This is a genomic window from Streptacidiphilus sp. BW17, from assembly GCF_041262485.1.
Classification (GTDB): Bacteria; Actinomycetota; Actinomycetes; order Streptomycetales; family Streptomycetaceae; genus Streptacidiphilus.
The window spans coordinates 124,570-150,780 of the sequence record NZ_JBGCCR010000018.1 but is presented as its reverse complement, the minus strand read 5'-3'; the positions used below and the strand labels follow the sequence as shown (position 1 = coordinate 150,780).

The 26,211-nt window shown below is 68.9% G+C and carries 22 protein-coding genes, 1 tRNA gene and 1 pseudogene; 8 read left to right on the top strand and 16 right to left on the bottom strand.

What is annotated here, in order from left to right:
- Positions 1–226: 226 nt before the first annotated feature.
- Complete coding sequence (locus ABH940_RS22505; protein WP_370063580.1) at positions 227–1,222, bottom strand: DUF2637 domain-containing protein; 996 nt, start codon at positions 1,220–1,222, stop codon at positions 227–229.
- Between the two features lie 204 nt (positions 1,223–1,426).
- Between ABH940_RS22505 and ABH940_RS22500 the strand changes: the two genes are divergently transcribed.
- A complete protein-coding gene (locus ABH940_RS22500; protein WP_370063582.1) occupies positions 1,427–2,161 on the top strand; it encodes a Tellurium resistance in 735 nt (244 codons plus the stop codon).
- On the opposite strand, the gene ABH940_RS22495 is transcribed toward ABH940_RS22500, so the two are convergent.
- Entirely contained in the window at positions 2,140–3,051 is a 912-nt protein-coding gene (locus ABH940_RS22495) for a TerD family protein (RefSeq protein WP_370106050.1), read from the bottom strand. The genes ABH940_RS22500 and ABH940_RS22495 overlap by 22 nt on opposite strands.
- A 222-nt stretch (positions 3,052–3,273) precedes the next feature.
- Between ABH940_RS22495 and ABH940_RS22490 the strand changes: the two genes are divergently transcribed.
- From ABH940_RS22490 to ABH940_RS22480, 3 genes are all read left to right on the top strand, one after another.
- On the top strand, positions 3,274–4,503 hold the full coding sequence (locus tag ABH940_RS22490) for an HpcH/HpaI aldolase/citrate lyase family protein (protein ID WP_370106049.1): 1,230 nt from the start codon (positions 3,274–3,276) through the stop codon (positions 4,501–4,503).
- Positions 4,504–4,622: 119 nt separating this feature from the next.
- On the top strand, positions 4,623–7,217 hold the full coding sequence (locus ABH940_RS22485; protein ID WP_370106051.1) for a phosphoribosyltransferase: 2,595 nt from the start codon (positions 4,623–4,625) through the stop codon (positions 7,215–7,217).
- Positions 7,214–8,140, top strand: a complete 927-nt coding sequence (locus tag ABH940_RS22480) for an HAD family hydrolase (RefSeq protein ID WP_370106048.1) — start codon at positions 7,214–7,216, stop codon at positions 8,138–8,140. The genes ABH940_RS22485 and ABH940_RS22480 overlap by 4 nt, the downstream gene beginning before the upstream one ends.
- Here ABH940_RS22480 and ABH940_RS22475 read toward each other — a convergent pair.
- The 3 genes from ABH940_RS22475 to ABH940_RS22465 all read right to left on the bottom strand — a co-directional run bounded on the left by ABH940_RS22475 (position 8,106) and on the right by ABH940_RS22465 (position 10,247).
- Complete coding sequence (locus tag ABH940_RS22475; protein ID WP_370063590.1) at positions 8,106–8,609, bottom strand: DUF4383 domain-containing protein; 504 nt, start codon at positions 8,607–8,609, stop codon at positions 8,106–8,108. The genes ABH940_RS22480 and ABH940_RS22475 overlap by 35 nt on opposite strands.
- Positions 8,610–8,722: 113 nt before the next feature.
- The gene (locus ABH940_RS22470) at positions 8,723–8,941 is read right to left on the bottom strand and encodes a zinc ribbon domain-containing protein (protein ID WP_370063592.1); all 219 of its coding nucleotides are present in this window, start codon (positions 8,939–8,941) and stop codon (positions 8,723–8,725) included.
- Positions 8,942–8,999: 58 nt separating this feature from the next.
- The gene (locus ABH940_RS22465) at positions 9,000–10,247 is read right to left on the bottom strand and encodes a hypothetical protein (RefSeq protein WP_370106046.1); all 1,248 of its coding nucleotides are present in this window, start codon (positions 10,245–10,247) and stop codon (positions 9,000–9,002) included.
- A 205-nt stretch (positions 10,248–10,452) separates the two neighbouring features.
- Between ABH940_RS22465 and ABH940_RS22460 the strand changes: the two genes are divergently transcribed.
- Positions 10,453–10,527: transfer RNA gene (locus ABH940_RS22460), tRNA-Val, on the top strand.
- 56 nt (positions 10,528–10,583) lie between these two features.
- Here ABH940_RS22460 and ABH940_RS22455 read toward each other — a convergent pair.
- The 4 genes and pseudogenes from ABH940_RS22455 to ABH940_RS22440 all read right to left on the bottom strand — a co-directional run bounded on the left by ABH940_RS22455 (position 10,584) and on the right by ABH940_RS22440 (position 15,124).
- Positions 10,584–10,949: a tyrosine-type recombinase/integrase gene (locus tag ABH940_RS22455; RefSeq protein ID WP_370106045.1), complete on the bottom strand. Its 366-nt coding sequence runs from the start codon at positions 10,947–10,949 to the stop codon at positions 10,584–10,586.
- Between the two features lie 466 nt (positions 10,950–11,415).
- Positions 11,416–11,637, bottom strand: a pseudogene (locus tag ABH940_RS22450) (site-specific integrase); the annotation flags it as partial.
- 1,565 nt (positions 11,638–13,202) lie between these two features.
- Positions 13,203–13,733: an RloB family protein gene (locus ABH940_RS22445; protein ID WP_370106044.1), complete on the bottom strand. Its 531-nt coding sequence runs from the start codon at positions 13,731–13,733 to the stop codon at positions 13,203–13,205.
- A gap of 65 nt (positions 13,734–13,798) precedes the next feature.
- Positions 13,799–15,124 (bottom strand): ATP/GTP-binding protein, encoded by a 1,326-nt coding sequence (locus tag ABH940_RS22440; protein WP_370106043.1) that lies wholly within the window; start codon positions 15,122–15,124, stop codon positions 13,799–13,801.
- Positions 15,125–15,956: 832 nt separating this feature from the next.
- Here ABH940_RS22440 and ABH940_RS22435 point away from each other — a divergent pair.
- Positions 15,957–16,136 (top strand): hypothetical protein, encoded by a 180-nt coding sequence (locus ABH940_RS22435; RefSeq protein ID WP_370106042.1) that lies wholly within the window; start codon positions 15,957–15,959, stop codon positions 16,134–16,136.
- A gap of 288 nt (positions 16,137–16,424) precedes the next feature.
- On the top strand, positions 16,425–17,072 hold the full coding sequence (locus tag ABH940_RS22430; RefSeq protein ID WP_370063772.1) for a GAP family protein: 648 nt from the start codon (positions 16,425–16,427) through the stop codon (positions 17,070–17,072).
- A gap of 78 nt (positions 17,073–17,150) precedes the next feature.
- Here ABH940_RS22430 and ABH940_RS22425 read toward each other — a convergent pair whose 3' ends face one another.
- Both ABH940_RS22425 and ABH940_RS22420 read right to left on the bottom strand, forming a co-directional pair.
- Complete coding sequence (locus ABH940_RS22425; protein WP_370063774.1) at positions 17,151–17,609, bottom strand: potassium channel family protein; 459 nt, start codon at positions 17,607–17,609, stop codon at positions 17,151–17,153.
- A gap of 250 nt (positions 17,610–17,859) precedes the next feature.
- Complete coding sequence (locus tag ABH940_RS22420) at positions 17,860–18,441, bottom strand: hypothetical protein (protein WP_370106041.1); 582 nt, start codon at positions 18,439–18,441, stop codon at positions 17,860–17,862.
- A 481-nt stretch (positions 18,442–18,922) separates the two neighbouring features.
- Here ABH940_RS22420 and ABH940_RS22415 point away from each other — a divergent pair, with 481 nt between their 5' ends.
- Positions 18,923–20,302, top strand: a complete 1,380-nt coding sequence (locus tag ABH940_RS22415; protein WP_370106040.1) for a DUF2252 domain-containing protein — start codon at positions 18,923–18,925, stop codon at positions 20,300–20,302.
- 265 nt (positions 20,303–20,567) lie between these two features.
- On the opposite strand, the gene ABH940_RS22410 is transcribed toward ABH940_RS22415, so the two are convergent.
- The 5 genes from ABH940_RS22410 to ABH940_RS22390 form a co-directional block, all read right to left on the bottom strand.
- Positions 20,568–21,884, bottom strand: a complete 1,317-nt coding sequence (locus ABH940_RS22410; protein WP_370106039.1) for a cation:proton antiporter — start codon at positions 21,882–21,884, stop codon at positions 20,568–20,570.
- Between the two features lie 348 nt (positions 21,885–22,232).
- Complete coding sequence (locus ABH940_RS22405; protein ID WP_370072995.1) at positions 22,233–22,766, bottom strand: potassium channel family protein; 534 nt, start codon at positions 22,764–22,766, stop codon at positions 22,233–22,235.
- A gap of 60 nt (positions 22,767–22,826) precedes the next feature.
- Positions 22,827–23,081 (bottom strand): LapA family protein, encoded by a 255-nt coding sequence (locus ABH940_RS22400; protein WP_370072996.1) that lies wholly within the window; start codon positions 23,079–23,081, stop codon positions 22,827–22,829.
- A gap of 78 nt (positions 23,082–23,159) precedes the next feature.
- Positions 23,160–23,357, bottom strand: coding sequence for a hypothetical protein (locus ABH940_RS22395; protein ID WP_370072997.1), 198 nt, complete (start codon positions 23,355–23,357; stop codon positions 23,160–23,162).
- Between the two features lie 137 nt (positions 23,358–23,494).
- Positions 23,495–26,098, bottom strand: coding sequence for a LuxR C-terminal-related transcriptional regulator (locus tag ABH940_RS22390; protein ID WP_370072998.1), 2,604 nt, complete (start codon positions 26,096–26,098; stop codon positions 23,495–23,497).
- Positions 26,099–26,211 lie beyond the last annotated feature (113 nt).

Genomic DNA, 26,211 nt, shown 5'->3' with positions numbered 1-26,211 from the left:
CGTGTGTGCGGTGAAGCCTAGACACCTCCACCACACCGGAGGTCTTCGTCATGATCAAGCCCCCAGGACCGTCAACAACGCTCGTGGTCAATACATCTAGAGGGCGCAGGGCGCTTTCAGGAGGGGTGACTTCGCAGGTCAGCGTGAGCCGAGAGGTGTCGGGAGCTGTCGGAAGGCGCCGAGCAGCGCCGCCCGCCGAAGGGTGCGGAACTGCCCGGTGTGGCGCTCAGCCGAACTGCTGCTCCAGGTCCTTCAACTTGCGGTCCAGCGAGTCGAGTCGGGACATGGTGTTGTCCTCTTCCTCCTCCAGCCCGGCCATCGGTGCGCTCGACAGCTCGCTCGCGCGGCGGCGGCTCGACAGCACCCCGCGGGTGGCGGCGGGCTCCAGCGCGGGCGCTCCGGACGCGGTGTCCGCGGCGTCCAGCGCGGTCAGCTCCTTGACCGGGACGGAGCGGGCGATCGCCGCCAGTTCGGCGCGCTCGCGGCGCTCCGCGCTGCGCTGGCGGGCGGTCTCCAGCTCGCGCGCGCGCTTCTCCTCGCGGACCTCCTCGACCGCCTCGTCCAGGCTGCGGACGTTCTCCAGCAGCATCAGCGACCAGGCCTTGTAGGTCTCGATCGGGGCGCGCAGCCAGCGGACCATGCGGATCTGCGGCAGCGGACGCGGCACCAGGCCCTGCTCGCGCAGCGCCGCCTTGCGGGTCTGCTTCAGCGCGCGGTCGAAGAGGATCGCCGCGGAGAGGGACATGCCGGCGAAGAACTGCGGCGCGCCGTTGTGGTCGCCGCCACGCGGCGCGTGCACGAAGTTGAACCAGGCCGACGCGCCCGCGAAGAGCCACACCAGCAGGCGCGAACCGGTCGCCGCGTCACCGTGGCTGGCCTCGCGCACGGCGAGCACCGAGCAGAACATGGCCGCGCCGTCCAGACCGAACGGGACCAGGTACTCCCAGCCGCCGGAGAGGTCCAGGTTCTGCCGCCCGAAGCCGACCAGGCCGTGGAACGACAGCGCGCCGGCCACCGAGGCGCAGGCGAAGAGCAGCACGTAGGAGGCGCCGCCGTAGACGGCCTCCTTGCGCCTGCGACGCTCCTCGCTCCGCTCCCACGAGTCCTCTGCGGCGGCGTGCTTGGGCTTTTTGGTGCGCAGCAGACTCATGATGACGGTGACGGCCAACGCGATCGCGCAGCCGACGACCAGCCAGACCAGTTGTATGGAGGAGAGGTTCATACGGGCGCGCCTCGGCTTGGGAGTGTGGCAGGAGACTCCGTATGGTACGCGTGAGCAAGCTGTGTTATCGACCGGGTGGCGTCAATCCCCCATGGGGATGGACGTGACGGGCCCGGCGGGCGAGGACCGGAATACTGCCGCATCTCGGCGGGTAACCCGGAGTTGACGGACGGACAGGCCGTCCCGCGAGGGGGAGTGCACACGATGGCGGGGCTGCGTGACCTGCTGCGCAAGGCCGACCGGGGCATGGACGTCGGCATCGAGCGGGTGACGCTGGACAAACGCCGTCCCACCGTCTCGTTGACCGCTCAGGGGGCCCTGAGCGGCACCATGCAGGTCAACCTGCACTGGACCGCGCGGGCTCCGGAGTCCCCCCGGCCCTCGGCCCGGGAGATGTGGCGTCGACTGCTGAACCCCAACCCCTTCAAGCCGGTTGAGCTCAGCTACGGCGCGTCCGAACCGGTGGCGGTCGACCTGGACCTGGGCTGTCTCTACGAGATGAACGACGGCAGCAAGGGCGTCATCCAGCCGCTCGGCGCGTACATGGGCGACCTGCAGCACCCGCCGTACATCAAGCTCAGCCATGACGACCGGTCGGGTGCGCCGACCGGCGAGATGATGTACATCGACATGGACAAGCGGGACCAGTTCAAGCGCCTGCTGATCTTCGTCTACATCTACGACGAGACCCCCGCTTTCGACCGTACGCACGCGGTGGTGACGCTCTTTCCGACGGCGGGCCCGCGGATCGAGGTCCGGCTGGAGGAGCGCGCGGCGGAGGCGCGCTCCTGCGCGGTGCTGCTGCTCCAGAACCGCGGCAACGGCGAGTTCACCGTCAGCCGCGAGGTCCGGTACGTGTACGGCTTCCAGGCCGAGCTCGACCGGCTCTACGGCTGGGGGCTGCAGTGGCAGCGCGGCTACAAGCCGGTGGGCGGCTGAGACGGCCGAGACGGCTGAGGGGACGGCTGAGACGGCCGAGGGAGGAACTGCGGGCCCTGGAGCGGGAGGGTGAACCCCTCCGGCGGGTCCAGCAGTTGCTCGGGCGGGGCGGGGGTCGGCGCTGGGGCCGGGGCCGGGAGCTCTTGGGGCTCGGGTTGTTCCTGTGGCTCCGGCGGTGTGGGCGGTGTCGGTGGTACCGGGGACGGCGTCCGTTCTGACGGAGGCTCCGGCAGTTCCGCTGAGGGCAGGGGAAGTTGCTGCTCAGGCTCCGACTGCTGCTGCGGTTCGGGCACCGGTTCGGGTTCCGGGATGGGGGGCGCGGTGGGCGCGGGTTCGGGACCCTCGTCCACGGTGACGCCGAAATCCTGGGCCAGGGCGATCAGTCCGGCCGCGTAGCCCTGACCGATGGCGCGGAACTTCCAGCGGCCCGAGCGCCGGTAGAGCTCGCCGCAGAGCAGCGCGGCCACACGCCGTGCGTCGGTGATGTCGAAGCGGGCGATGGCCGGTGCACCCGGACCGCCCGCGATGTCGAAGAGCAGCAGTTGCAGCCCCTCCACCTGGGCGAAGCTCTCCTCGTCACCCACCGACGCGCCGAGGACGACCCGGTCGACCCAGTCCGGCAGCCGATGCAGGTCGATGTCGACGGTGTCGGTGGTCTCCTCGCCGTGACGGGACTTGGCGCGGTAGCGGACCAGGCCCGTGGGGTGGCGGCGCTGGTTGTAGAAGACGAAGTCGGAGTCGTCGCCGACCCGGCCCTGCACGGTGAGGAGCAGCGCCGAAGCGTCCACGTCGGGCGTACCGGGCCGGCTCAGCCAGCGCAGCACCGCGCGCACCGCCGCCGCCTCGGCGGGGAGTGTCGTGTTCGAGCCCTTCGGCATGACCTTGGTCATGGGTTCATCCTGCCGCACCTGCCTGCCTGCGGGTAACCCGATGCCCGGAGACCTCCGCGTGGCCTCCGCGCGGACCTCCGTGTGGATCTCCGCCCGGATCTCCGCGACGACCACCGCGTCCTGTGAGTCCTGGGGAAGTTGTCGCGCGACGGCTGGAATTCGTCCAGGCGTTCCGTACGATGAACCGCCAAAGCCCAGCTCACGACGCTCCGCGGGGGAACCATGCGTCATTTCGGCCAGCTCGACGAGGGGACCAGACACCGTCTCTTCCTGCATCAGCCACAGCAGTTCCGTCGCGACAGCGCCCCGGCCCAGCTCGCGGTCGCCCTGGGCGCGACGCTCTACTCCCCGGCGATCCGTCCGCGCCTGGCCGACGACGTGCGGCGGCAGGCCGCTCGTGGAGTCACGTCCATGGTGCTGTGCCTGGAGGACGCGGTCGAGGACGCCGAAGTCCCGGCAGCCGAGCGGAACCTGGTCGCGCAGCTGCGCGCGCTGGCGTCGGACGGGGCGGAGCGTCGTCGTTGGGAGCGAGGGAGCTCGGAGCGAAGACGTTCGGAGCGGGACGGGGAGCTGCCGCTGCTGTTCGTGCGCGTCCGGGGGCCCGAGCAGATAGCCGATCTGGCCGCCCGGATGGGCGGGGAGGCGCTGGCCTTGCTCTCCGGCTTCGTCGTGCCGAAGTTCACGGAGGAGAGCGGCCTGCCCTTCCTGGAGGCGCTGGCGGAGCTGCGGGCAGCGAGCGGTCTGCCGATGTACGCCATGCCGGTGCTGGAGTCGCCCCGTCTCGCGTATCTGGAGAGCCGCGCGGAGACGCTGCTCGGGGTCGCCCGCCTGTTGGAGAAGTACCGCGAACTGGTGCTGGCCGTCCGACTCGGCGTCACCGACCTGTGCTCGGCGTACGGACTGCGCCGGCCGCCCGATCTGACCGCCTACGACGTGCAGTTGGTCGCCGCGGTGATCGGCGACGTGGTCAACGTGCTGGGCCGGGCGGACGGCACGGGCCATGTGCTGACCGGGCCGGTGTGGGAGTACTTCCCGGTCCAGGAGCGGAAGTTCAAGCCGCAGCTGCGACAGAGTCCCTTCGAGGAGTCGGAGCCCCCGGCCGGGCAGGTGCGGCGTCGGCTGATCGACCACGGCCTGGACGGCCTGATCCGCGAGCTCGAACTCGACCGGGCCAACGGCCTGTTGGGCAAGACCTGCATCCATCCGAGCCATGTGCCGGCCGTCCACGCGATGTCGGTGGCCACGCACGAGGAGTGGTCGGACGCCCGCGACATCCTGAGCGAGGACCGGGCGGGAGGTGGTGTGGTGCGGTCCGCCTACGTCAACAAGATGAACGAGGTGAAGCCGCACCGGGCGTGGGCACAGCGGGTGACGACCCGCGCGGCGGCCTTCGGGGTCGCCCGCGAGGACGTCAGCTTTGCGGATCTGCTGGCCGCCTGTGTGGGTGGCTGACCGAGGCGGCTGACGGGGGCAGCCGACTGGGGCTGCTGATGTTGCCGTCGTGTCCATCCCCTGGCCACCTGCGGATGTTGGGCTGGGAACCGAACGAGAACCGAGGAACGAACGACGTGATGGATTCGTCCGTGGTGGAGCCGAAGGACGCGGTGGAGTCGCCCGGGGCAGCCGCCCACGCGTGGGCCGGGACCTGGGTCACCGAACGGCTCGGCGTGCGACTGCCGGAGGGTGAGGCACGCGAGCTGGTCGGCCTCGCGCTGCGCCGCAATCCGCTGCGCGCGCACCTGCTGGTCTCCACCGTCCTCGGCAAACACGTGCCGCAACGTCCCGCCGTGGTGCGGGAGGCGGGGCTCGCGCTGGGCCGGGCTGTACGGGAGCTGCTCGGCCCTGAGGAGTCGGCGCGCGCGGTCGTCCTCGGCTACGCGGAGACGGCGACGGCGTTGGGCCACTGCGTCGCCGACGGGATCGGCGACGGGAACAGCGACGGGAACGGCGATGCGATCGGCGATGTCGGCGTAGGAGTGCCGTATCTGCACTCGACCCGGCGCGCGGTGGCCGGGGTCGCTCCCCTGGGCGGGTTCGAGGAGGAGCACTCGCATGCCACCTCCCATCTGCTGCTTCCGGAGCGGCCGGAGTTGTTGGTTCCGCAGGCGGACGGCAAGGCCGTCGTCGGCCCGCTCGTGCTGGTCGACGACGAGTTCTCGACCGGCCGGACCGTCGCCAACACCCTGCGCGCCCTCCACGTGCTGTGCCCGCGCGACCGCTACGTGGTGGTCACTCTGCTCGACCTGCGCGACGACGCGGACCGCGCGGCACTGTCCCGGCTCGGCACGGAACTGGGCACGCGGATCGACGTGGTCGCGGCGGTGACTACGCGGATCGAGCTGCCGGACGATGTCCTGACGCGTGGTCAGGAGCTGGTGGCCGCCGAGGCGGCCCAGGCCGAGCAGGGCGCGCCGACGGAGCTCGACGCACCATCCGCCGCGCTCACCCCGTTCGCCCCACTCACGCGCGTGGACCTCGGCTGGCCGCGCGGCCTGCCGGACGGCGGCAGGCACGGCTTCCTGCCCGCCGACCGCGTACGGCTGGAGGCCGCCCTGCCCGACATGGCGCGCCGCCTCGCCGTCGCGCTGACCGGCGCGCCACGTCGCGTGCTCGTCCTCGGCTGCGAGGAGCTGATGTACGCGCCGCTGCGGCTTGCCGCCGCACTGGAGGACGAACTGCCCCCGGGCGTCGACGTGCGGTTCTCCAGCACCACGCGCTCGCCCGTGCTCGCCGTCGACGATGCCGGCTACGCCATACGCACCCGACTCTCCTTCCCCGCGCCGGACTTCGGCGCGGATGACGGTCCTCGCCACGTCTACAACGTCGCCCCGGGCGCCGACCCCGAGCGCCGTTTCGACGCGATCGTGCTCGTCGTCGACTCCGACGCCGACACCGCGCGGCTGACCGGACCCGGCGGTCTCACCGACGCGCTGCGTGGCGTCACCGACGAGCTGCTGCTCGCCGTCGTCCCCTCCTACCGTCCGCAGCCCGCGCCGCTGTACGGGCCCGCGTTCTCCTCCTACCGCGCGGACGAGGTCGCCTGGCTGCTCAAGGACCTCTCCGACGTCACCTTGGAGGCCCCTACGGAGGAACGCGAGGAGGCGATCCAGCGCGGCGGCGCCCACTATGCCGAGTCGTTGCCCGTCGAGTACCAGCCGAGCGCCGACTACCAGAATCTCTATCAGCAGGCACTGACAGCCTCCGCCGCGCGCGTCGCCCACGCCGTCGGCGTGGTCACCGAGACCGTCCTCGCCGAGCGCGGACGGCGCGGCCGGAATGGCGGGGGCGGCCGGAACGGCCGGAACGTGGTGCTGGCCTCGCTGGCCCGCGCCGGGACGCCCGTCGGGGTGCTGATGCGGCGTTGGGCCCGGCAGGTCCACGGGCTGGAACTGCCGCACTACGCCGTCTCCATCGTGCGCGGGCGCGGCATCGACACCAACGCCCTGCGCCACCTGGCCCGTTGGCACCGCCCCGAGGACATCGTCTTCGTCGACGGCTGGACCGGCAAAGGTGCGATCACCCGCGAGCTCACCGCCGCGCTGGCCGGTACCGACTTCGACCCGGCGCTCGCGGTGTTGGCCGACCCGGGCCGGTGCGTCCGTACCTTCGGCACCCGCGACGACTTCCTGATCCCCTCGGCCTGTCTCAACTCCACCGTCTCCGGCCTGGTTTCGCGCACCGTGCTGCGCGCCGACCTGATCGGCCCGGACGACTTCCACGGTGCGAAGTTCTACCGCGAGCTGGCCGGGGCCGACGTCTCCGGTGCCTTCCTCAACCAGGTCACGGGTTGCTTCGACGCGGTCCGGGACACCGCCGTCGCCGAGGCGCGCCGCTTCACCGCGCCGGGGAGCGCGTCCGAGGCCGCGCGCACGCCGGACTGGTCGGGCTGGGCGGCCGTCGAGCGGATCAGCGCGGAGTACGGCATCGGCAGCGTCAACCTGGTCAAGCCCGGGGTCGGGGAGACGACCAGGGTGCTGCTGCGCCGGGTTCCATGGCGGGTCCTGGTCCGGCGCGGCGCCGGCGCGGACCTGGACCATGTCCGGCTGCTCGCCTCGCAGCGCGCGGTCCCCGTCGAGGAGGTCGACGACCTCCCGTACAGCTGCGTCGGCCTGATCCACCCCGACTACACGCGCGGGGCCACCGGCCCGGAAGGGACCTCGATATGAGCGGAAGCAGCAGTACTCGCCATCTGGTGGGCTGCGATCTGGACCGGACGCTGGTCTACTCCGCGCGCGCGCTCGGCCTCCGCGTCCCCGACGAGGACGCGCCGCGGCTGCTGGTCGTCGAGGTGCACAAGGGCGAGCCGCTCTCCTACATGACCGAGGACGCGGCCCGGCTGTTGGCCACCCTGATCGCGGTGACCGACTTCGTCCCCGCCACGACCCGCACCGTCGCCCAGTACCGGCGGATCCACCTCCCCGGCCCCGTCCCCGACTGGACGCCGCGTCACACGATCTGCGCCAACGGCGGCCACCTGCTCGTGGACGGCGAGCCCGACCAGGACTGGCACGCCCAGGTCCGCGCCACCCTCGCGCAGCAGTGCGCGCCGCTGGACGAGATCGTGCACCGCCTCGCGCTCACCGCCGACCCGGAGTGGACGCGCAAGCGCCGCGTCGCCGAGGACCTCTTCGCCTACCTGGTCGTCGACCGCCCGTCGCTGCCGCCGGGCTGGGTCGAGGAGCTGTCGGGCTGGGCGGCCGAGCGCGGCTGGGGCGTCTCGCTGCAGGGCCGCAAGGTCTACCTGGTGCCGCAGCCGCTGACGAAGTCCGCAGCCCTCGCGGAGGTCGGACGCCGGACCGGCGCGGCGACCGTCCTGGCCGCAGGCGACTCGCTGCTCGACGCGGAACTGCTGCTCGCCGCGGACGCGGCCTTCCGCCCCGGCCACGGCGAGCTGGCCGAGGCCGGGTGGACCGCGCCCGGTGTCACCGCCCTCGCCGAGACCGGCGTCGCGGCGGGGGAGGAACTGCTGCGCCGGATGCTGGCCGTGGTCCGTGCGGGGCTGGGCTTGGGTTCGGGGCCGGGGCCGGGGCCGGGGCCGGGGTCGGACTCCGGCGTCAGTGGGGCAGTGCGGCGGGCGGCAGCGGGTTGAACTTGGCCGCCTCCGGGTGACGGTTGCGCCAGTACGGGTTGTCGTGCGGCAGGTGTCCGGTGACCCGGCCGTACATCCCGAAGACCATCAGCGCGAGGCCGACCAGGAAGCTGAAGATCACATTTCGCATGTGGAAGTTCAGGATGTTGTGCCCGCCGTCCAGCAGGCCCAGATTCACCCAGCCACTGAGGATGAACAGGATCCCGATGCTGATGTTGAGCGTCGAAGCGGTGTTGCCGCCCATCACCGCGCCCGCGATCAGGATCGCGCCGAAGATCACGGACAGCAGGCTCAACGCACCGTTGCTGGTCAGGCCGGCAACGTGGTCCCCGCTCGTGGAGAAGAAGCCGACGTTGTTGGTGAAGCCGAGAATGCCGAACACGACCAGGAACAGGCCGATGGCCCCGGCGCTGTACCGGTAGACCTGGCCCAGCCGGTGGTCGACCGGCAGATGGTCCTGGAGTTTCATTGCCGCCTCCCTGGTTCTGAGGGGGTGGTGACGGCAGTCGTCGCCTCCATCGTCCGGCCGGGCCGGGGCGCGTGCAACAGACTCGCTTCGTTGTGGGCAGTCGCGGGGCTGGTTCAGCCGCAGCAGCCGCCTCCGCAGCAGCCACCGCCTCCGCCGCCGGCCTGCGGCTGGGCGGCGGCACCACTGGTACCGGTCACGGCGACCATCGACATCAGCTTGGCCACGTCGTCATGCCCGGCCGGGCACACCGTCGGCGCGTTGGCCTGCGACATCGGACGGTTCAGCTCGAAGGTGGCGCCGCAGGTGCGGCAGCGGTAGTCATAGCGAGGCATGCCGACATCCTGTCATCCTTCTTGCTTCTTGCCACGCGTGCTGCGTCAGCGTGATGCGTCACCGGGACGACGGCATGCCCTTCTCGCCTCGGATCGCCTGGACGACCGACGCCGCCGTCTCCCGGACGGCGGCCGTCTCGGTCAGGAAGTGCCAGTAGTCGGGGTGGCGTCCGGTAAGGCCGGTGGCGGCGCGCTCCAGGCGCTCCAGCGCCGCGTCCAGCGGCTGCGCGTGCCGGGGGTCCGGCGCGTTGCGGCCCGCCATCGCCAGTCGCTGGGCGTCGCGCAGCGCGAAACGGGTCCGCTCGATCTCGTCCTGCGGCGCGCGCTGCGCCTCGTTGAGCGCGTGGAGCCGGTCGTTGGCCAGCGCAACCGAGCCGTCGGCGGTGGTGAGCAGGGTGCGGACGCGCTGGATGACCGCCTGCGCGTCGGCGAAGCGCTGGTCGTTGCGGGCCTGTTCGGCGTCGCGGAGCTGGGCCAGCGCCTGGCGGGCGGCGTCCTGCGCCTGGTCCGGCACGTGTTGCAGGTCCTGCCAGCAGGCCTCGGTGAACCGGCGGCGCAGCTCGCTCAGCACCGGTCCGACCTGCTCCGCCCGCGTCTGCAGCGCCTGCGTCCGGGTGCGGAGGGAGCTCATCGCCCGGTCGATCTCGGCGGCCTGCTGCGGCAGCCGCTCCGCCTCGGCCCGGATGCCTTCGGCGGCGCGCTGCACGTCGGCGGCGGCGCGGAGTATCGGCTGCACGCCGTGCTTGCCCGCGCCCTCGCCGAGCAGCCGGAGCTGCGGTCCCAGCTCCGCCAGCTTCCGGGACTGTGCGTCGGTGCCGAGCCGGGCAGCCTTGGCCGCGTCGAGCGCGTTGCTCGCGGCCAGCCATGCCTGCTTGGCCCGCTCCACGGCGGGCGCGACCTGCGCGAGCTGCGCGGCGGCGGCGGACTGGAGCGGCTCCAGGTAGGCGGCGAACTGCTCGAGCTCCGCCTTGGCCCGCAGCAGCTGCTGCCGACTGTGGTCCAGCCGCTGACGCGCCTGCGCGGCGGCGCCGGGGGAGAGCTCCTCGGCGTCGAGGTCCACGGCGTCGAGCGCGCCGATGTACGCGGTGCTGACCTGGTCGACGCGCCCGCTGATCGCGGCGAAGTCGGCGACGGCACGCTTGGCCCCGGGGGAGCTGTCGGCGGCGGCCACGGTCTCGACGTTGATCCGGACGTCGCGCTGGAGCGTGTCCACCTCGTAGAACGCCTGCGCGGCAGCCTCACGCGCCGCCTGCGCCTCGGCTCTCCCGGCCTCTCCCCGCCACCTGCGCGCCGCACCGCCCGCCACGTCGTCTCTCCCGCTCCACGCGCCACGGTCACCGGGCCCCGACCACCACCCGCAACCCACCACCGCCCCGATCTTCCCGACCGGGCCAGCCCCATCCTCCCACCCACCCCACCACCCCCGCACCAACGAAGGCGCACACCGCGACGACGACCGGGTACTCTTAGCCCTTGTCCCGGTTCAGGCCGAGACCATCGGGGATGCCCGGGGGCGCATAGCTCAGCGGTAGAGCGCTGCTCTTACAAAGCAGATGTCGGCGGTTCGAATCCGTCTGTGCCCACCAGCTCTGAACAGGAACGGAGCCCCACGCCGTGTTCGACGTGAGGCTCCGCGTGCCACTTACGTGCCAGATGAGTCCACATCCGGTGGACTCGCCTCCCTGGCTTCTTTGATCATCTGCCCGAGCTTGTCCGCGATGACGCGATCCCGGCCGGCGGTCATGTGCTGGTAGATCAACGCGGCGCGAGTGCCGCTGTGCCCCATCCGGGTCATGAGCTCCCGAGTGCTGGCCCCGGCATTGGCCGCGAGGGTGTTCCCAGTGTGGCGGAGATCGTGAAAGTGCACCTCTTCGCTGATCTTCGCCTTCTTTCGAGCCCGGACCCACACCTCGTGGAAGTTGCTCCGCCGGAGCTGGCCGCCCAGCGCACCTGTGAACACGTGGGACATGGGGTCGGCAGAGACGAAGTGCTCCAGGTGCGCGGTCACGCTCGGCAGCAGTTCGACCGGGAAGGCGACCGCTCGGACGCCAGCGCGCGTCTTGGGTGCCTTGTCGAGAAGCTGCCCCGGTCGACAGCTCGGCCTGCGAGCGGCGGACCGACACCGTGAGTGCTGCGGAGTCGATATCCGACCGGCGGAGCGCCGCCAGCTCCCCGAAGCGGAGCGTGGTGAAGGCACCCAGGAGGACCATGAGCCGGTACCGCGTCGGGATGGCCTCCACTACGGCGAGCACCTGTTCCACAGTCAAGACCGGGCGTTCCGGCACCTCGTACTGTCCAGCACCCTTGATCCGGCAGGGATTCCGCTGAATCAGCTCATCGTCCAGTGCGTTGTTCATGATGGCCCGGAGGACCTGGTACGCCTTGACCACAGCTGGCTCACCGACGCCGGATGCGAGCAGCTTCGAGCGCCAGGCACGAACCTTGCCCGTTGTGATCTCCCCAACGCTGCTGTGCCGGAAGGTCGGCTGGATGTGGAGCCGCAGCGAAATCGCGTAGCGCTGACGGGAGGTGTCGGCGAGCTTCCGGTCTCGGAGCCAGGCATCGGCGTAGTCGCCGAAGTTCACCTTGCCTTCGTCGGGGTCCGTCCAGCGGCCACGCGTGATGTCGGCCTCGCTCAGCGTGAGTGCGATCTCAGCCTCCTTCTTGGTGGCGTAGGTCTGCTCGCCAGTCCGCATCAACCCGGTGATGGGTCGGGGTGGCGGATCTGCCAGCGTCCGGAGTGGAGCTGACGCACCGAACCGAAGCGGCGGCGCTTGCCCTTGTCGTTCGCCATCAGGCAGCGGACTCTCGCCCCGCAGCACATTGAAGCCGGTGATCCGCAGATCCACCACCCCCGGACGCACCTCCGACACGTGCACCGAGTGGACCTGCCAGGCATGCCGCAGAGCCTCCGCACCGTTCGCGACGCTCTGCGTAGTCATCCCCTTCGCCAGACGCACCCGGATCCGGACGCCACGGGTCGAGGGACGGATACCGCGCAGCTTCGGCGGAACCGGCCGGGCAAGCGGACTGTCCTCACCACGACGGGCGGCGAAGACCTTCCACATCGGCGGCTCCTTCGACAGCCCGCACGCCTCCATGGTGTCCGCCCATTCCCGACCCATCCGGAACAGCGCCGCCGGCATCCCGACCGCCGACCAGTACAGGCGCGGCGCGTGCTCACGGGCGTACAGCGGACCACCCGTGGCCGAGATCCCTATCGGGCCACCAGCCTCGATCAACGCCATCAAGTCGTTCACGACGATCAGCCCTGCGCCACAGCGGTGACGGGATGATCAGCACCCACGTGGTGTCCCGCGACACGATCCGGGAACTGATGTTGGTGGCGGGTCGGTCAGCCTCGCCGGAGCTTCGGGGGCTTGCGGAGCGCGCCGATGCGAGGCCATGACGAGTCCGGGTTGTTAGGCCCAGAGCTGTGATGGCTTTCTCTACTGAGTCAAGGCGCTCGCTCCGCTCGCGCGGCACGGCTGGCCGTCACTGCTGACCTTCCCGCGAACGGCTGCCCCGGCCCGCCCCGGCCCGATCGGCACCCTCTCCCCGGTCGCTCCCGCAGGCCTGTGCTCCACCAACCGAAGGGGATAGAAGAGCAAGGAATCGACGCGGGATGAGTCCCGCAGTAGCCACTACGGACTCACGGGCAGAGCGAATAACTGATCGGCGACCTCGCGGTCTGGACATTCACACTGCTACGCGGGCGTCGGCCATCCGCCGACGCCCGCCCTCACTCCTGTCTTCGCCCCGTGCGGCCGACGTTGGCGGTGACCTCCCCCTCGGCTGAGACGGAACAAGGGGGATCAACAGTCCGGGGCTGCACGGCTGAGCTCACCGACGATTTGCTTCAAGCACCCACCGCCGGGACGGGTACGGGGTGCGTCCAGTGCACCGGTCGGACCGGGGCGGGACCGCGGCAGTCCTTGACACAAGGCACGCAGTACCTGACGGACCCGTCTCCCGGGAGCGCGACGCGATTCCCCTCGGTCGTCGCCATCCCTGCCAGCAGGGCGGCGGTTATGGGGCTCCGCCCCAAACCCCGGCCCTCTCAAGGGGAGTCGAAGCAAGAGGAGAGGGTGCAGGTAGTCAGTGGGAACGGTGCGGGGTGGTTCCTCCTCGGTCGAGCGCCGGAGGCGTACCGGGAACCTCCCAGGGCCGCCAGGCCAAGCCCAAGGATCACGCCGTGAGCCTGGCGGCCCTGGGAGAACCCCAGTTCGGCAAAGCTGCCCGATTGAGGAGGAACCACGCGTCAGTTCTGTCCTGGCGGCACCATTTGCTCCGCGATCCGCCAAACACCAGAGCTAGGATTCGGAATAAGTTCCTCGCTCTTCTCATCGATCACCCGAGCTCGATCGATTGCCCCAAGGACACCTTGGACATAATCACTAAATCGAATGCGTGACTTGTCATACCTCGGGCAGTATTTCTTGAGCTTACCCAAAACCGCCCTAAAGTCCGCCAGTGAACCCGAATAATTGCAAAAATGCAGCAACAGCCAAAACTCGAAACATGGATTGGAAATCGCAAGCCTGACATTACGCTTCCCAGCCAGGGCCACCGCTGCTGTCATGTCAAATTCATCAACATCGAATACAGCCCAGCATTCATCGAACGAATCCCGCTCGTCCTCGAATATTTCGGCGGCCTTCTCTACGACTTGCACAGGAGACTTCGGCTCCGTGACAACCTTAATACGCACGTTAGACGAGCGAAAGGCGTCCCTCAGCCCATTAAAATAATTCCTTTCCGTGACTTTCGCGCCACACACGAGGAGCAGCATTCGGTGCTCTCGTCGGCGCTGAATGGATGCCGTTCTCTTTTGAGCTCGACTATTCCTGAACTGACTCACGCCAGACTACCTTCTGTAGAGGCAACCTCGTCAAAAAGTGATGCTGACGTATAGGGGATTGCCCCCAGGGCGCCGCCAAGGTAGCGCCTCTCCCAGTTCAGCCCATTGCGCGGCTTAAAATCTGTCAGGGGAAAGATATGAGTCGCCCCCGACGCCGGTTCCTTTTCTGCGAACCAGACTTCGTCTCGCCGCAGCACCTCTTCCCCACCAGGCCTTCCCATGAGAGAAGCATCATGTGTTGTGAAGATTAGCTGCGCCCCCGAGGAATTGCTCGCTGGGTCTTGGAAGAGTCGGATCAACTGAGCCAGCAAGAGCGGGTGAAGGCTGGTGTCCAACTCATCAATGACGAGGGTCCATCCTTCATCAAGCGCCCTGACGACCATCCCTGCAATATCAAACCATGTTTGAGTTCCTCTCGATTCATCCTCCAGCTTGAAGTCTGCTGGAGACTTTCCCGAGTGGGCCAGGGTGATGCCTTCAGACTCATTGAGAGTCAGAACTAGTTCAGTTGGGATGGAAGGAGGCTCTTGGGCATTGTATCGAATTCGAAGCTTTCCGGGCCTTCGCTCAACCCTGAATGACCCTTGCCCAGGGTCCATAGATTCGTCTCGAATATACTCAACCAAGGTATCCGTGTAAGAGGCGCGCTCGATCCCGAAATCTGCCATCTTGAGGAAACTTTGAACTCTGTTTTGCAGGACACCTTCCGACAAAGTTTCGATGGTGATTCGCCGCTGCATGCTTCTGCTTGCCCGCTCGTCTTCGGCAAACCAAAGACTGCCAGCGAACCACATCCGAATAAGGTCGGCTTCGCCACCTAGAGCCTTTGCGGCGGATCCAATGTATAGCTCTTGCGGAGTCACTATTTCGGTCAACAGAGAAGCTCGAGCGGATGCAAAGCTAGGCCCAAGGTGGAATCGTCCGTCGACACGCTCGAAGAGGACTCGCTTCTTCTTCTTGGGAAATGAGTGAAGCCACTCCTCCGCAATGCGGTCATCCATCACAGAGAATCCATAAGAATACGGGATTCCATGAAGCATGAGTTCAATGGCAAAGGATGAGGGCAGGCCACGGCATTCATCATCCAGAAGGAATGGGGATCGTCGAATCTTCTCGCCCTTGTTCCATTCATTCTGGCCGGTTACCGCGTCATGCATAAATCGAATCGCCTTAAGCAGATTCGATTTCCCTGAGGCATTTGCACCGTACAGGGCGGCGACACCCACCGTCTCACCCCGGCCTTGATCGTAAACCGATCGCAGGTCAAGAACCTGCGGCTCACGGAGCGACTTGTAGTTCGAGACCCTAAAGTTGATCAGCATGTCTTGGCCCGTCACTGTCCGTCAGCGCTTCTTGTGAACAAGTGAATTGCATGTTCAATCGCTTGCCTTAACAGTATGGCGTCACATGAGGCAAGTAAACCCTCCGAAGGGGTGATCGCCCGACCAGGGGCGCTGGCTGAGCTGACCCCAGGTCGCTTGGCGCCCGGCTGAGGCCGTCCCCCAAGAGGCAGGTAGGGCTCCAGTACGGGTCAGTCCCAGTCGGCAGATTCTGCACGACGCGACTCCAAGGCCAGTGGCTGAGCCAGACCGTGATCCATGGCGGATACGAGCTTTGATCAGGCCTACCCGTTCTATCGGCGGCTTCCGAGGTCGACCTCGCCGCCCCTCTTGGCCGCTGAGTAGTGAGCCAGGGCGCGAGAGGCTATGGCTTGCCCACGGCCCGCCAGCTAAGTCGGGCGTGGTAGAGCCCTGCTGTACAGCACGGAGGTAGCGCAACCTCGTCGACTGCAGCCGACATCACCAGATGACATCAACGCCGGCGGTCGACAGCGGTCCGCCCTACTTGTCGGCGTCAGCTCGGTTCACGGTGACCGCGGATTCGCCGCCGGTCGCTGGTAGCTCGGGTCGAGCTTACAAGGCAGGCGTCACTGAGCTTCACGCGTCAGCGCCGGCCTTTGACCCACGACTGCGGGAGCCAAGGACCGACGGTTACCGCGTGCCACTTCCGTGCCAAGACAGCGAGACCCCAGCGGGGAACAGCGGGCAATTGCGGGTGATCGCTCTGCTGGCGCCCAGGTCAGAGACTTGCAGGCCACCCCGTGTGGGACGTGGGAAGGCTTACAAAGCAGATGCCGGCGGTTCGAATCCGTCTGTGCCCACCATGAACATGCAGGTCAAGCGGGGCGACTACGAAGAGTCACTTCGCTTTGTGCGTCTCCGGCACAAATTCAGCACAGGTGACCGCCATCAAGCCCAACGCGGCGGACTCCAGAGCTTGCAGATCGGCAGCCAAGGCGGCTGCCTCTTCGCCGCCTTCTCGGCCTTCTTGTGACCGTCACCCGAAACGAACCGCACCCTTCGGCGATCGTGTACCCGCCCGTGACATGCGGGTTCGAGCAGACGCCGTCAGAGTGAAGTCATGGCTCGCCATCGCGTCCGCTGTCCGGGGTTCGGCCGATTACGTGGCTCGAGGTCGCCGGATGCTGACTGACCGCGGGCGGTCGTGGCGGCCTGCGCGGTCGGAGCAACTCAGGTCGGCGGAGACGTCCAGCGCGTCTGGCGGGCGGATTTCAGCTGACAGCGGGATCACCGATTGCTTCTCCCAGGGAGCTCGTCTTCGATGCTTCTCGACCTCTTCGTCATCGGCGTGGCAATCACGCTGGGTCCCCTCCACAACACCGCGTTCATCCTGATCCTCACCGCGCATCGCGGTGTTCGGAAGGGCCTGGCCTTCGTCCTCGCCTGGCTGGCCTGCCTGGTTGTGGTAGTCGCGCTGGTGCTCCTGGGCACGGGCGGTACACCTCCGAAGCCGCACACCGCACCCTCGACCGGGGCCGAGGCCGTTAAGCTGGCCATCGGCCTTTCCCTCATCGGCTTCGGCGAGTACAAACGACGAAAGACAGTCGGCCAACCGCGCAAACCGGCGACCTGGATGGCGCGTCTTCACGACGTGTCCGCCTGGACGGCAGCCGGATTCGGAGTGTTTCTGCAGCCCTGGGGCATGGTGGCGGCCGGCGCCGCAGTCGTCGTGCAGGCCAAGGTGTCCAGCATCGGCTCGTATCTGGCTCTGATGGGCTTTTGTTTGCTCGCTACCGCCAGCATCCTCGCGATGGAGTTGTACACGGCATTCGCTCCGCAGGCCGCAGGCCAGAAGCTCGACCGTTTCCGTGTGTGGCTGGACAGCCACACCGACCAGGCCGTGGTGGGGATCTCCGTCCTGGTGGGCCTGTGGCTGGTGAGCAAGAGCATCTACCAACTCGTCACCTGAACCGGCTCTGCTCGCCACGGCCGGGCTCCGGCGTGACGCCGGGTTGGTTGTGCGACCCGTGGCGATCGGCTCGGCGGGTCAATCGCTCTTGGGGTCGCCTCCCGCTCGTCGCTGCAGGCCGACCTGAACGGCCCCGAGAAGGATCCGCACCGCAAAGCCGACGACCAGCAGATTGCCGAGCATCTGAATCATCGTCACGATCCGGGCCGGCTCGGAACGGGGAGCGATGTCTCCGAAGCCGACCGAGCTGAACACGGTGACGGTGAAGTACAGCGAGTCCAGCCGGGTCAGGCGCTGAGTGAAGGCGCTCGGCTGGGATGTCGCCATCAGGAAGTACGCTGCCGAGAAGAGCAGGAGGTAGAGGGGCACGGAGAGCGAGAATGCCTCGACGGCCTGGAGCCGGGGGTAGCGCGAGCGTGAGATCAAGCGGGCCTGAAAGGCGATCAGAATACCTACTGCCAGAAGGCCGACAACGATCAGGAACTCGGTCCTGGCGGTAGTACGCTCCCCGAGCGGGAGAACGAAGTAGAGCGCCACGAGGCAAGTCGAGAACAAGGTGGGACGGAGCACGGCGCGGGCCAGGAGCCTGCGCCGCTCCCCCTTGGGGAGACTCTGGTACGTCGACTGGGTCACTCGTGGCCGTCGTCAGGACTCGGCGTTGAGATCACGCTTTTCAGCCTAGGCCACCACGGCGTCCGCGCCGGGGACCGAGCGATGCTCCGTGTGTCCACCGGTCGGCTGGTTCCCTGAGCTTGAGCCCCGACGGTCTCCGGAAGGTAGACGGCTCCTACTGCAGAATGTTGATCGCACGAGCGATCACCAGCGCTCCGATCCCGACGGATACCACCGCTTCCGTCATCATCATCAGCTTGGCCCACCGCTTGATCGCGGAGATGTCGGTGGGGCTGAATGCAGTCGCCGTCCAGAAGGCCAGCACGAGGTAGTCGGCGAAGATCGGCACCCAGGTGGTGGGCACGTAGTCCGTGTGCAGCATCTCCGGGAACACCAGCGCCGGATTCGCATAGGGCTGGTGCGCGCGGGCAGCAGCACCACCACGATCCAGATCCCAGAACCACAGCCCGAAGGCGATCACGTTCGTCGCCCAGACCACTCCGCCGGTGGCCAGCAGCGCGATGGCGTTGTTGGCGAACAGCTTGTTGTTGGTCAGGATGTCGGCTACCAAGCGGACGCCGGCGATCAGATTCGCCACCGTCAGGGCGGCGATGGCGACGCTGGTCGTGATCCGCAGCCACGGCTTCTGGCGATCGATGCGGCCGGGATCTCCGATGATCAGTGCGGCCAGCAGTGCGAACATGACGACCGGGACGACCCAGGAGGGGTTCACTCGGTACTGCGCGGGCAGTGCCACGTGGAGAGCCGTGGCGACCAGAATCGCCAGCGCCACCGGCCACCAGTGCTCGCCGCGTTCAGAGGCCTGGACCGGCGTCGACGGGGGCGGAGCGACCGGGTCCGGGCCTGATGCCATGCCCCATTCTGACCACGTCGGTTACGACCTCACGCGAGTGACGCGCCGGTTCTCCGACCACGCCGATGCGTCCCCCAGCCGCAGGAGAGGGGGCGATGGCCGTCGTTACTGCGCGTCGTCTCCGGACGGACTGGTTGCACGACCGCGGCGACGGCTCAACCCTTCGGGGTACGCCGCCCCGGCTTGGCATTGTTTGGGCGGAATAGGTGTATCTATAACTATCTGTGGCGTTTGCCGGTCGGTGGCCCAGGCGGCTGTGGCCGGACGGGAGTGGTCAGGACGGTGACGAACCATGGGTGTGGCAGGTGGAACGTCTGGTGCGCGGGGGTCCTCCCGGGGTCCGGTTCGGGCGGCGGGGGAGCCTGTGAGTCGCGCTGACCGGGTGGCGTTGGGGAAGGATGCTCGCGAGCGGGTGCCGTTGGAGGCGCATGCGGAGTTCGAGCCGGGCGGATCGCGGGATCCGGTTGGGCTGTTGCTGGGGCAGGCGGCGTCGCGGGTGCCGGAGCTGGTGCCGATTCGGCACGGGCGGATGTTGGTGTCGCCGTTCACGTACTACCGTGGGGCTGCGTTGCCGATGGCGGCGGATCTGGCTGCCACGCCTGCCTCGGGGCTGCGGGTCCAGTTGTGCGGGGACGCGCATCTGTCGAACTTCGGCGCGTTCGCCTCACCGGAGCGGCGGCTGGTGTTCGACGTCAACGACTTCGACGAGACCCTTCCCGGGCCTTTCGAGTGGGACGTCAAGCGGTTGGCCGCGAGCCTGGTGGTGGCGGGGCGCGACAACGGGTTCTCGGGCAAGGCCTGCCGCAAGATCGTCCTGGCGGCTGCCAAGGGCTACCGCCAGGCGATGCGCGGCTTCGCGAAGCAGCCCCTCCTGGATGTCTGGTACGCGCACCTGGACATCGAGGACGCCATCGGGGAGTTCAGGTCCGAGGTCAAGGCCAAGCGGTTCAAGGCGGCGGAGGCGATGCTGGCCAAGGCCCATACCCGCGACAGTACGCAGGCGTTGGGCAAGCTCACGACGGTGGTCGAGGGTCGGCGGCGGATCATCAGCGACCCGCCGACGATCGTCCCGGTCGAAGAGGTGTTCAGTGATGTGCAGGCGGACGCGATCTACGAGCTGATCGGTTCGGTGCTGGGCAAGTACCGGCGCACCCTGCAGAGCGACCGACGGCACCTGCTCAATCAGTTCAGCCTGGTCCAGATGGCCCGCAAGGTCGTCGGGGTCGGCAGTGTCGGCACCCGGGCCTGGATCGTGCTGATGGAGGCCGGGGACGGGGTCGAGCCGCTGTTCCTGCAGGCCAAGGAGGCCCAGCCGTCCGTTCTGGTGGAGTACGCCGGGCGCAGCGCGTACGCCAACCAGGGCGAGCGGGTGGTCGCCGGACAGCATCTGATGCAGGCGCAGAGCGACATCTTCCTCGGCTGGGCCCGCGTCACCGGTCCGGATGGGGTGGACCGGGACTTCTATGTGCGTCAGCTGCGTGACTGGAAGTTCTCCGCACCGATCGAGGTGATGATCCCCTCGGGCATGGCGGTGTACGCCTGGCTGTGCGGTTGGACCCTGGCACGGGCACACGCACGCTCCGGCGACCGCGTGGCGCTGGCCGCCTACCTCGGTGGCTCGAACCGGTTCGACCACGCCATCGCGGACTTCGCCGAAACCTACGCCGACCAGAACGAAGCCGACTTCGCCGCCTTTCAGACCGCCGTGCGGGACGGCAAGGCCGAAGCCACCACCGGTGTCTGACGGGTGTTTCGTCCCGCGGCTTCCGTCTGATCGCAGGGCACGTTCCGTGCGGCTTCGGGTCGGTGCCGGGCGGCGTGGCGCAGCACGCACGGCAGGAAGGTCGGGGTCGCGGTCAGTGTGACCCGGTGGTGATTGTGGCGGCGATGAGCCCGGAGAGGACCAGGAGGGCCACGAGCACCACCGAGCTCGCTCGGTGTGCCGCCTGGTGGACGGGGTCGTGGGTTCGCCCTCGTTGGGTCGGGGGTCTCCATGGGCACTGGACGGCTCAGCCTTCGGGTTGTCCGAGCGGGCCGAGTCGGCGGCGTCGCGGTGCGTCTGGTGCATCGGTGCTCTCCCGGAGGTCGGGGTCGGCGGCGGCCCGTTCGTACCAGCGTCCGTAGCGAGCGGCGAGCATTGCTGCTGACGTCCCGTGGAGCAGCACGCTGAGCCCGACGGTGATGGCGACCACCTGGCTGAGCAGATCCACGCCGTGGATGTGTTCCTCGGCGACCAGGAGGCCGAACACGACCGAGGCGAGGCCCCGCGGGCCGAACCAGCCGACGTAGGCCACCGTCGGCGATTTCAGCCTGGTTCCGACCAGGGCGACCGCGACCGGAAGCATTCTCACCACGGTGAGGCTGAGCACGGCGTATCCGACGATCCGCCAGCTGAGGTGCTGCAGAGCGGGGCCGAGCATCACGGCGCCGAAGACCAACAGGCTGAGCATCGCCAGCAGGCCGCCGAGGTCTTCGGCCAACTCGGTCGTGCGGGCCACCTCAACCGTCGGGGATCCGTTGCTGCGTACGTTGCTGCGCAGGGCGTATGCGAAAGCGAACCCCGCCACCCACGCCGCGATGAAGCCGCTTCCGTGGGTGACCGCGGCGACCGTGTATGCGCCCACGGCTGCTGCGAGAACGTAGATCTGACGCCATTCCGGAGTGACCCAGCCACGGTCGTTCGACGCCGTCAGCAGTCGGCCACCGACGCCTCCGACCGCCAGGCCGAGAGCGGGACTGAGCAGCAGGGCGCGCCAGAACGACCCGGCCAGGCCCTCGTGCGCGTAGGAGGTGCCCGGAATGGCCGCCAGGAAGAGCACGAAGAAGGGCAGCACCATGCCGTCGTTCAGTCCGCTCTCCACATTCAGGGCCTGACGCACCAGCCCCGGGACGCGGGGATCGGAGATGGCGCTCTTGCCGAGTGCCGCGTCGGTCGGGGCGAGGATCGTGCCCACCGACGCCAACTCCCATACCGTCAGTCCGGGAAGAAGCGGCCAGGCCAGCAGCCAGCCCGCCCCGATGGTGAGAATCAGTCCGACCGACAGCAGGCGTCCGGGCAGCGCGCCGCCGCTGCGCAGGTCTGCCGGGCGCACCGTCGTCGCGTCGGTGAACAGCACCAGGGTCAGGGCGGCTTCCACCAGGGTGCGGAGCTGCTCGCTGTCGTGCGGGAGGTTGATGAGGTCCAGGCCCACCGGCCCGATCAGGATCCCGGAGCCGACGAACACCATGGCGGCGGACACCGGTGTGCCGGCCAACCGGCGTGACGCGAGCGCATAGGCGGCGATGACCCCGGCCACTGCGACTCTCGTCCAGGCGGTGTCGCTCACCGAAACGCGGTGTCAGGGCGTCCGTGTCCCGCCGGAGTTCCAGCCGGCGCGGCCGGGCACCGCCGTCTGCTTCCGTCGGTCACGGCGTGGACCCCCAATCGCGCTGCGGGAACAGCTGCGGGAACAATCGTGTCCGCTCAGCTTGGGGCAACCTGCGGCAGGTCACCGGGATCGACACGTGCCGTGACGGTGGTCACTCCGGATGGACGCGTCAGGGGCGGCGGCTGGACGGGTGAGGACCGGTCGACGCGTTCGTGCGCCGCTTCAAGCGCTGGATCAGGATCGCGCCCCTGTTGATCGCGGTCGCGCGGCTGCCGGCGCGGTAGGCCGGCTCTGTGCCTGTCGCCTTCAGCGGGTCCGTCGCTGACCGATCTTGACGGCGTTGATGACCAGTCGGACCACCACCCCAAGGACGACGAGGTCCAGCACCATCTGGATGGTGACCAGGATCCGTGCCGGCTGGGTCCTGGCCGTGATGTCGCCGAATCCCACGGTCGTGAAGACGGTGGTGGAGAAGTACATGGCATCGACGCGGGTGAGGGGACGGCCGAACGCTTCCGCGTGCGCCTGGCTCATCAGGAAGTACGTGGTGGCGAACAGCAGAATGAAGACGGGGAACGTGACGGAGAGTGCTTCGAGGGCGCGGATGCCGGGGTGGTCGGACTGGGTGATGCTGCGGAGCTGCCAGCCCAGGATGAGGAGCAGGGCCAGCAGGCTGAGGACGAGTTCGGTCACGGTCACGGCATTCACGGCGTGGCCCATCGGGATCAGGAAGTAGGCGGCCACGACCGCGGCGACGGTGACTGTCGTGCGCAGGCTCGCTTCGATGATCAGGCGCCGGCGTCGGCGAGGGGGCAGGTCGCCGAACCGTGTCGGCCCCATGATCGCTCCCGTGTCGGATTCGTACGGCCGTGCTCTCCGGCTTCCAGCGTGCCCGATTCGTCAGTGCTTCGCCCGACGCCGGGCCATCGCCCAGCCGATGACTGCGCCCACGACCAGTGTCACCAGCAGCACGCCCCACAAGGGAAGCGTCACCGTGGTGACCCAGAGCTTGATCGCGACGGACTCGGTGTTCGCCGCCACGAACCAGACCGACAGCGCCGCCAGTACCGCGATGCCGATCGTGCGTAGCCGCACTTGACGCCCCTTGAGGGTCAGCGACGAGGGCTGGGGAGCTGGAGCAGGATTCTTTGCCATGCATCCAGGATCGAACGATTCGGGCCGCAGCATCTCACCCGCTGCAGATGATGCTGGAACCCCCGCCGATCCGTGACGTCACCCGGGGAGTTGCCGCATCTCCAGCACGCGCAGGCCGAGGGACTGGAACCGGTCCAGGAGCCCGTGCAGGTGCGCCTCGTCGGTCACGGGTCCGACGAACAACGTCTGTTCGGACACGGGAACACGGCTGAGCTCGGGGAAGGCTTCGGCGAGCGCCTCGGACACGGAGTCGGCGACGCGGAATTCGTAGCGCATGCGAGAGACTTCCCTCGGAGCCGGGGACATGGCGTTCCGCCCTGCCTGACCACTGTGCGTCGCCCCGGTGGTGCGCTGCATCGCCCGGTTCGGGCGAACCTGCCCGCGTTACCTCGCCCGAGTTACCCCGCCCGCGTTCAGAGCAACCCGAGGTCCTGGGCTCGGTGCACGGCCTCGCTGCGACGGGTGACGCACAGCTTGCGGTAGATGCTCTTCAGGTGGGTCTTGACGGTGTTCGCGGAGACGTACAGCTCGGCCGCGATCTCCTCGGTGGACAACATCTGGGCGGCCTGGCGCAGCACCGCGCTCTCCCGTTCGGTCAGTGGCTCCACCATTGCGGGCTGCTCGCCCGCCCCTGCGTGCGAGGGCCCGGAGCCGTGGAGGGGAAGCCAGTTGTGCGCCTGCGCCAGTTGCGGGTGCTGGCGTAGCAGTCGGCGCACCCAGGGGCCGCTCTCGACGAAGACCCGGCGAAGCTGCTCCTGCCTGGCCAGGCCGAGCGCCGTGCGCAGGAACCGGTGCGCGTCCTCGGTGGAACCGTCCGCTGCGGCAGCCTGAGCCTGGAGCAGGCACGCCTGTGTCCGGCCGGTCGGGGTGACGGATCCCTGCTCGGACAGGCCGGCCAACAGCAGGAGAGCGCGGTCGCTGTGGCCTGCGGCCAGCAGTGCGCGGGCCCGGGCCACCGTGTGCTCCGGCCGATCGGAAGGGGCGCTGTCGAGCGCGTCGAGGGCTGCACCCGTATCGCCGTGCGCCAGATGCGCCCGGGACTCCGCGATGGCCAGTTCGTCGACCGTCCACGCGGACAGATGCAGGGGGGATGCCGCCGAGGCGACGGTGCGGACGGCGGTGAGTGCTCCCTCCCAGTCGCCTGCGGCGGTCGCCAGCCTGGCACCGATGACGGCGGCCTCGACTGTGGCGATGGGTTCGCTCCCTGCTCCTGCGGAGGCCGCCGCCAGGTCGAGGTGGCTCTGGGCGGCTGCGAGGTCGTTGTGTTCGGTCGCGACACCTGCGAGGACGAGGTGGTCGAGACCTGATCGGCGGGTCTTCGGCAGGGCGGACTGTTCGGCGACGGTGAGTGATTCGCGCGCGTGCCGCTCCGCCGGTCGCAGGTGCCCGCGCAGCAGCTCCACCAGGGCGAGGGATCCCAGCGAATCGCAGAGCGGTACCTCCGTCCCCGGGCTCGCGCACGCCTCGACGGCAGCGGTGAGCTCGGCCCCCGCGCGTTCGAGGTGTCCGGCGTCGAGTTCCGCGGCGCCGAGACCGGCCAGCACCATCGCCCGGATCTGGCGATGCTGGTCGAGTGGGGGCTGCGGGAGGGCGTCGAGCAGCTTTTCGGCGTCGGCTGCCGAATGCCGGGTGGCGCTCAGATCGCCGCCCAGCCGACCGGCCAGGACGCCGACGAACGCGCGGCTGAGCAGGGCCGCAGGGTCGGCTCCGCCGTGGAGGGTTGCGTCGGCGCTGCGTAGTCCGCTGGTGCCGCCGACGAGGTCCTGATCGGCCAGGCGACAGGCTGCGCCGACCAGCGCCGTCGGTGTGCCCGACAGGTCCTGGGGCATGCCGGCGAACGCGTGGCGCAGGCGTTCGGTGTCCAGCCCGGTGAAAAGCCGGACGATCACCAGGTTCTCGACCAGGAGGGTGGCTGCGAACTGCCAGTCGGCCGCAGCGGCCGCCTGCGCCACGGCGTCGGTGAGCCGTCCGGTCCGGGCGAACCAGCGCGCCGCCCTCGCGTGCAGTTCGGGCTCGAGGCCGGGGGAGCGGTGCCGCAAGTGCGCGCGGAGGACTTCGGCGAACAGGGGATGCAGCCGGTACCAGGCCGATTCGTCGATCTGCTCCACGAAGGCATTGGCGCGGGCCAGCCTGGCCAGCGTCCAGGCAGCGTCGTCGCGGCCGGTCAGGACGTCGGCGAGGGCGGGGTGGACCCGGTCACCGACGCTGACCCGAAGCAGCAGGTCCTGGGTTGCCGCCGGCTGTTCGCCGAGGACCTCGGTCAGGAGGTAGTCGGCGATGGCGGTGCGGTCCGCGGCGAACCGGCGGACGAACGCCTCGGGGTCGGCGCTGCGCTGCATCGCCAGCGCGCACAGGCGCAGTCCGGCCGCCCAGCCTTCGGTGCGGTCGATCAGCAGCAGGATGCCCTCGTCCGAGATCTCCAGCCCGTGCTCGTGCAGCAGCACAGCGGTCTCCGCGACGGTGAACCTCAGGTCCGCGTTGCGGATCTCGGCGATCTCGCCGGCTGCCCGGTAGCGGTGGAGCGGCAGCAGCGAGTCGGTCCGGCTGGTGAGCAGCAGGCGCAGGCCCTGGCCGGCATGGCCGAGCACGAACTGCAGACCGGCGGTGATCTCGGGTGCGCCGGCCGCGTCGAACTGGTCGAGCACCAGCACCACCGGGTCCGCCCGCTGGGCCAGTCCGTCGGCGAGACGCGCCAGGAGCGATCCGTCCACACCCTCGGCGCGGGTGGGTCGGCCCACGTCGGGCGGCAACTGCGCGTCGAACCGGTGGAAGGCCTCCAGCACGTAGGCCCAGAAGACGCCGGGGGCGTCGCCCGGTTCCACGGTCAGCCACGCGGTCCGGTAGGGGGAGAGGCCGTCGGAGATCCAGTTGGCGGCGAGGACCGTCTTTCCCGCACCTGCCGGGCCGTTGACCAGGCAGAGCGGCCCGCGCACCCCGGCGGTGAGCTGTTCCAGCAAGGCGGGACGGCGAACGAGGATCTTCGGGGGTCCCGGGACGGTGAACCTGGCCGCGAGCATCGGGTCACCCGACGGCGCCGCCCGCCGGGGTCGCGGGGGATCCGGGGCGTCAGGTGCTACGAGGGTCTGCATAGGGCCACGGGATTGATGAGAGGAGGCGCCGCAGAAGCGAC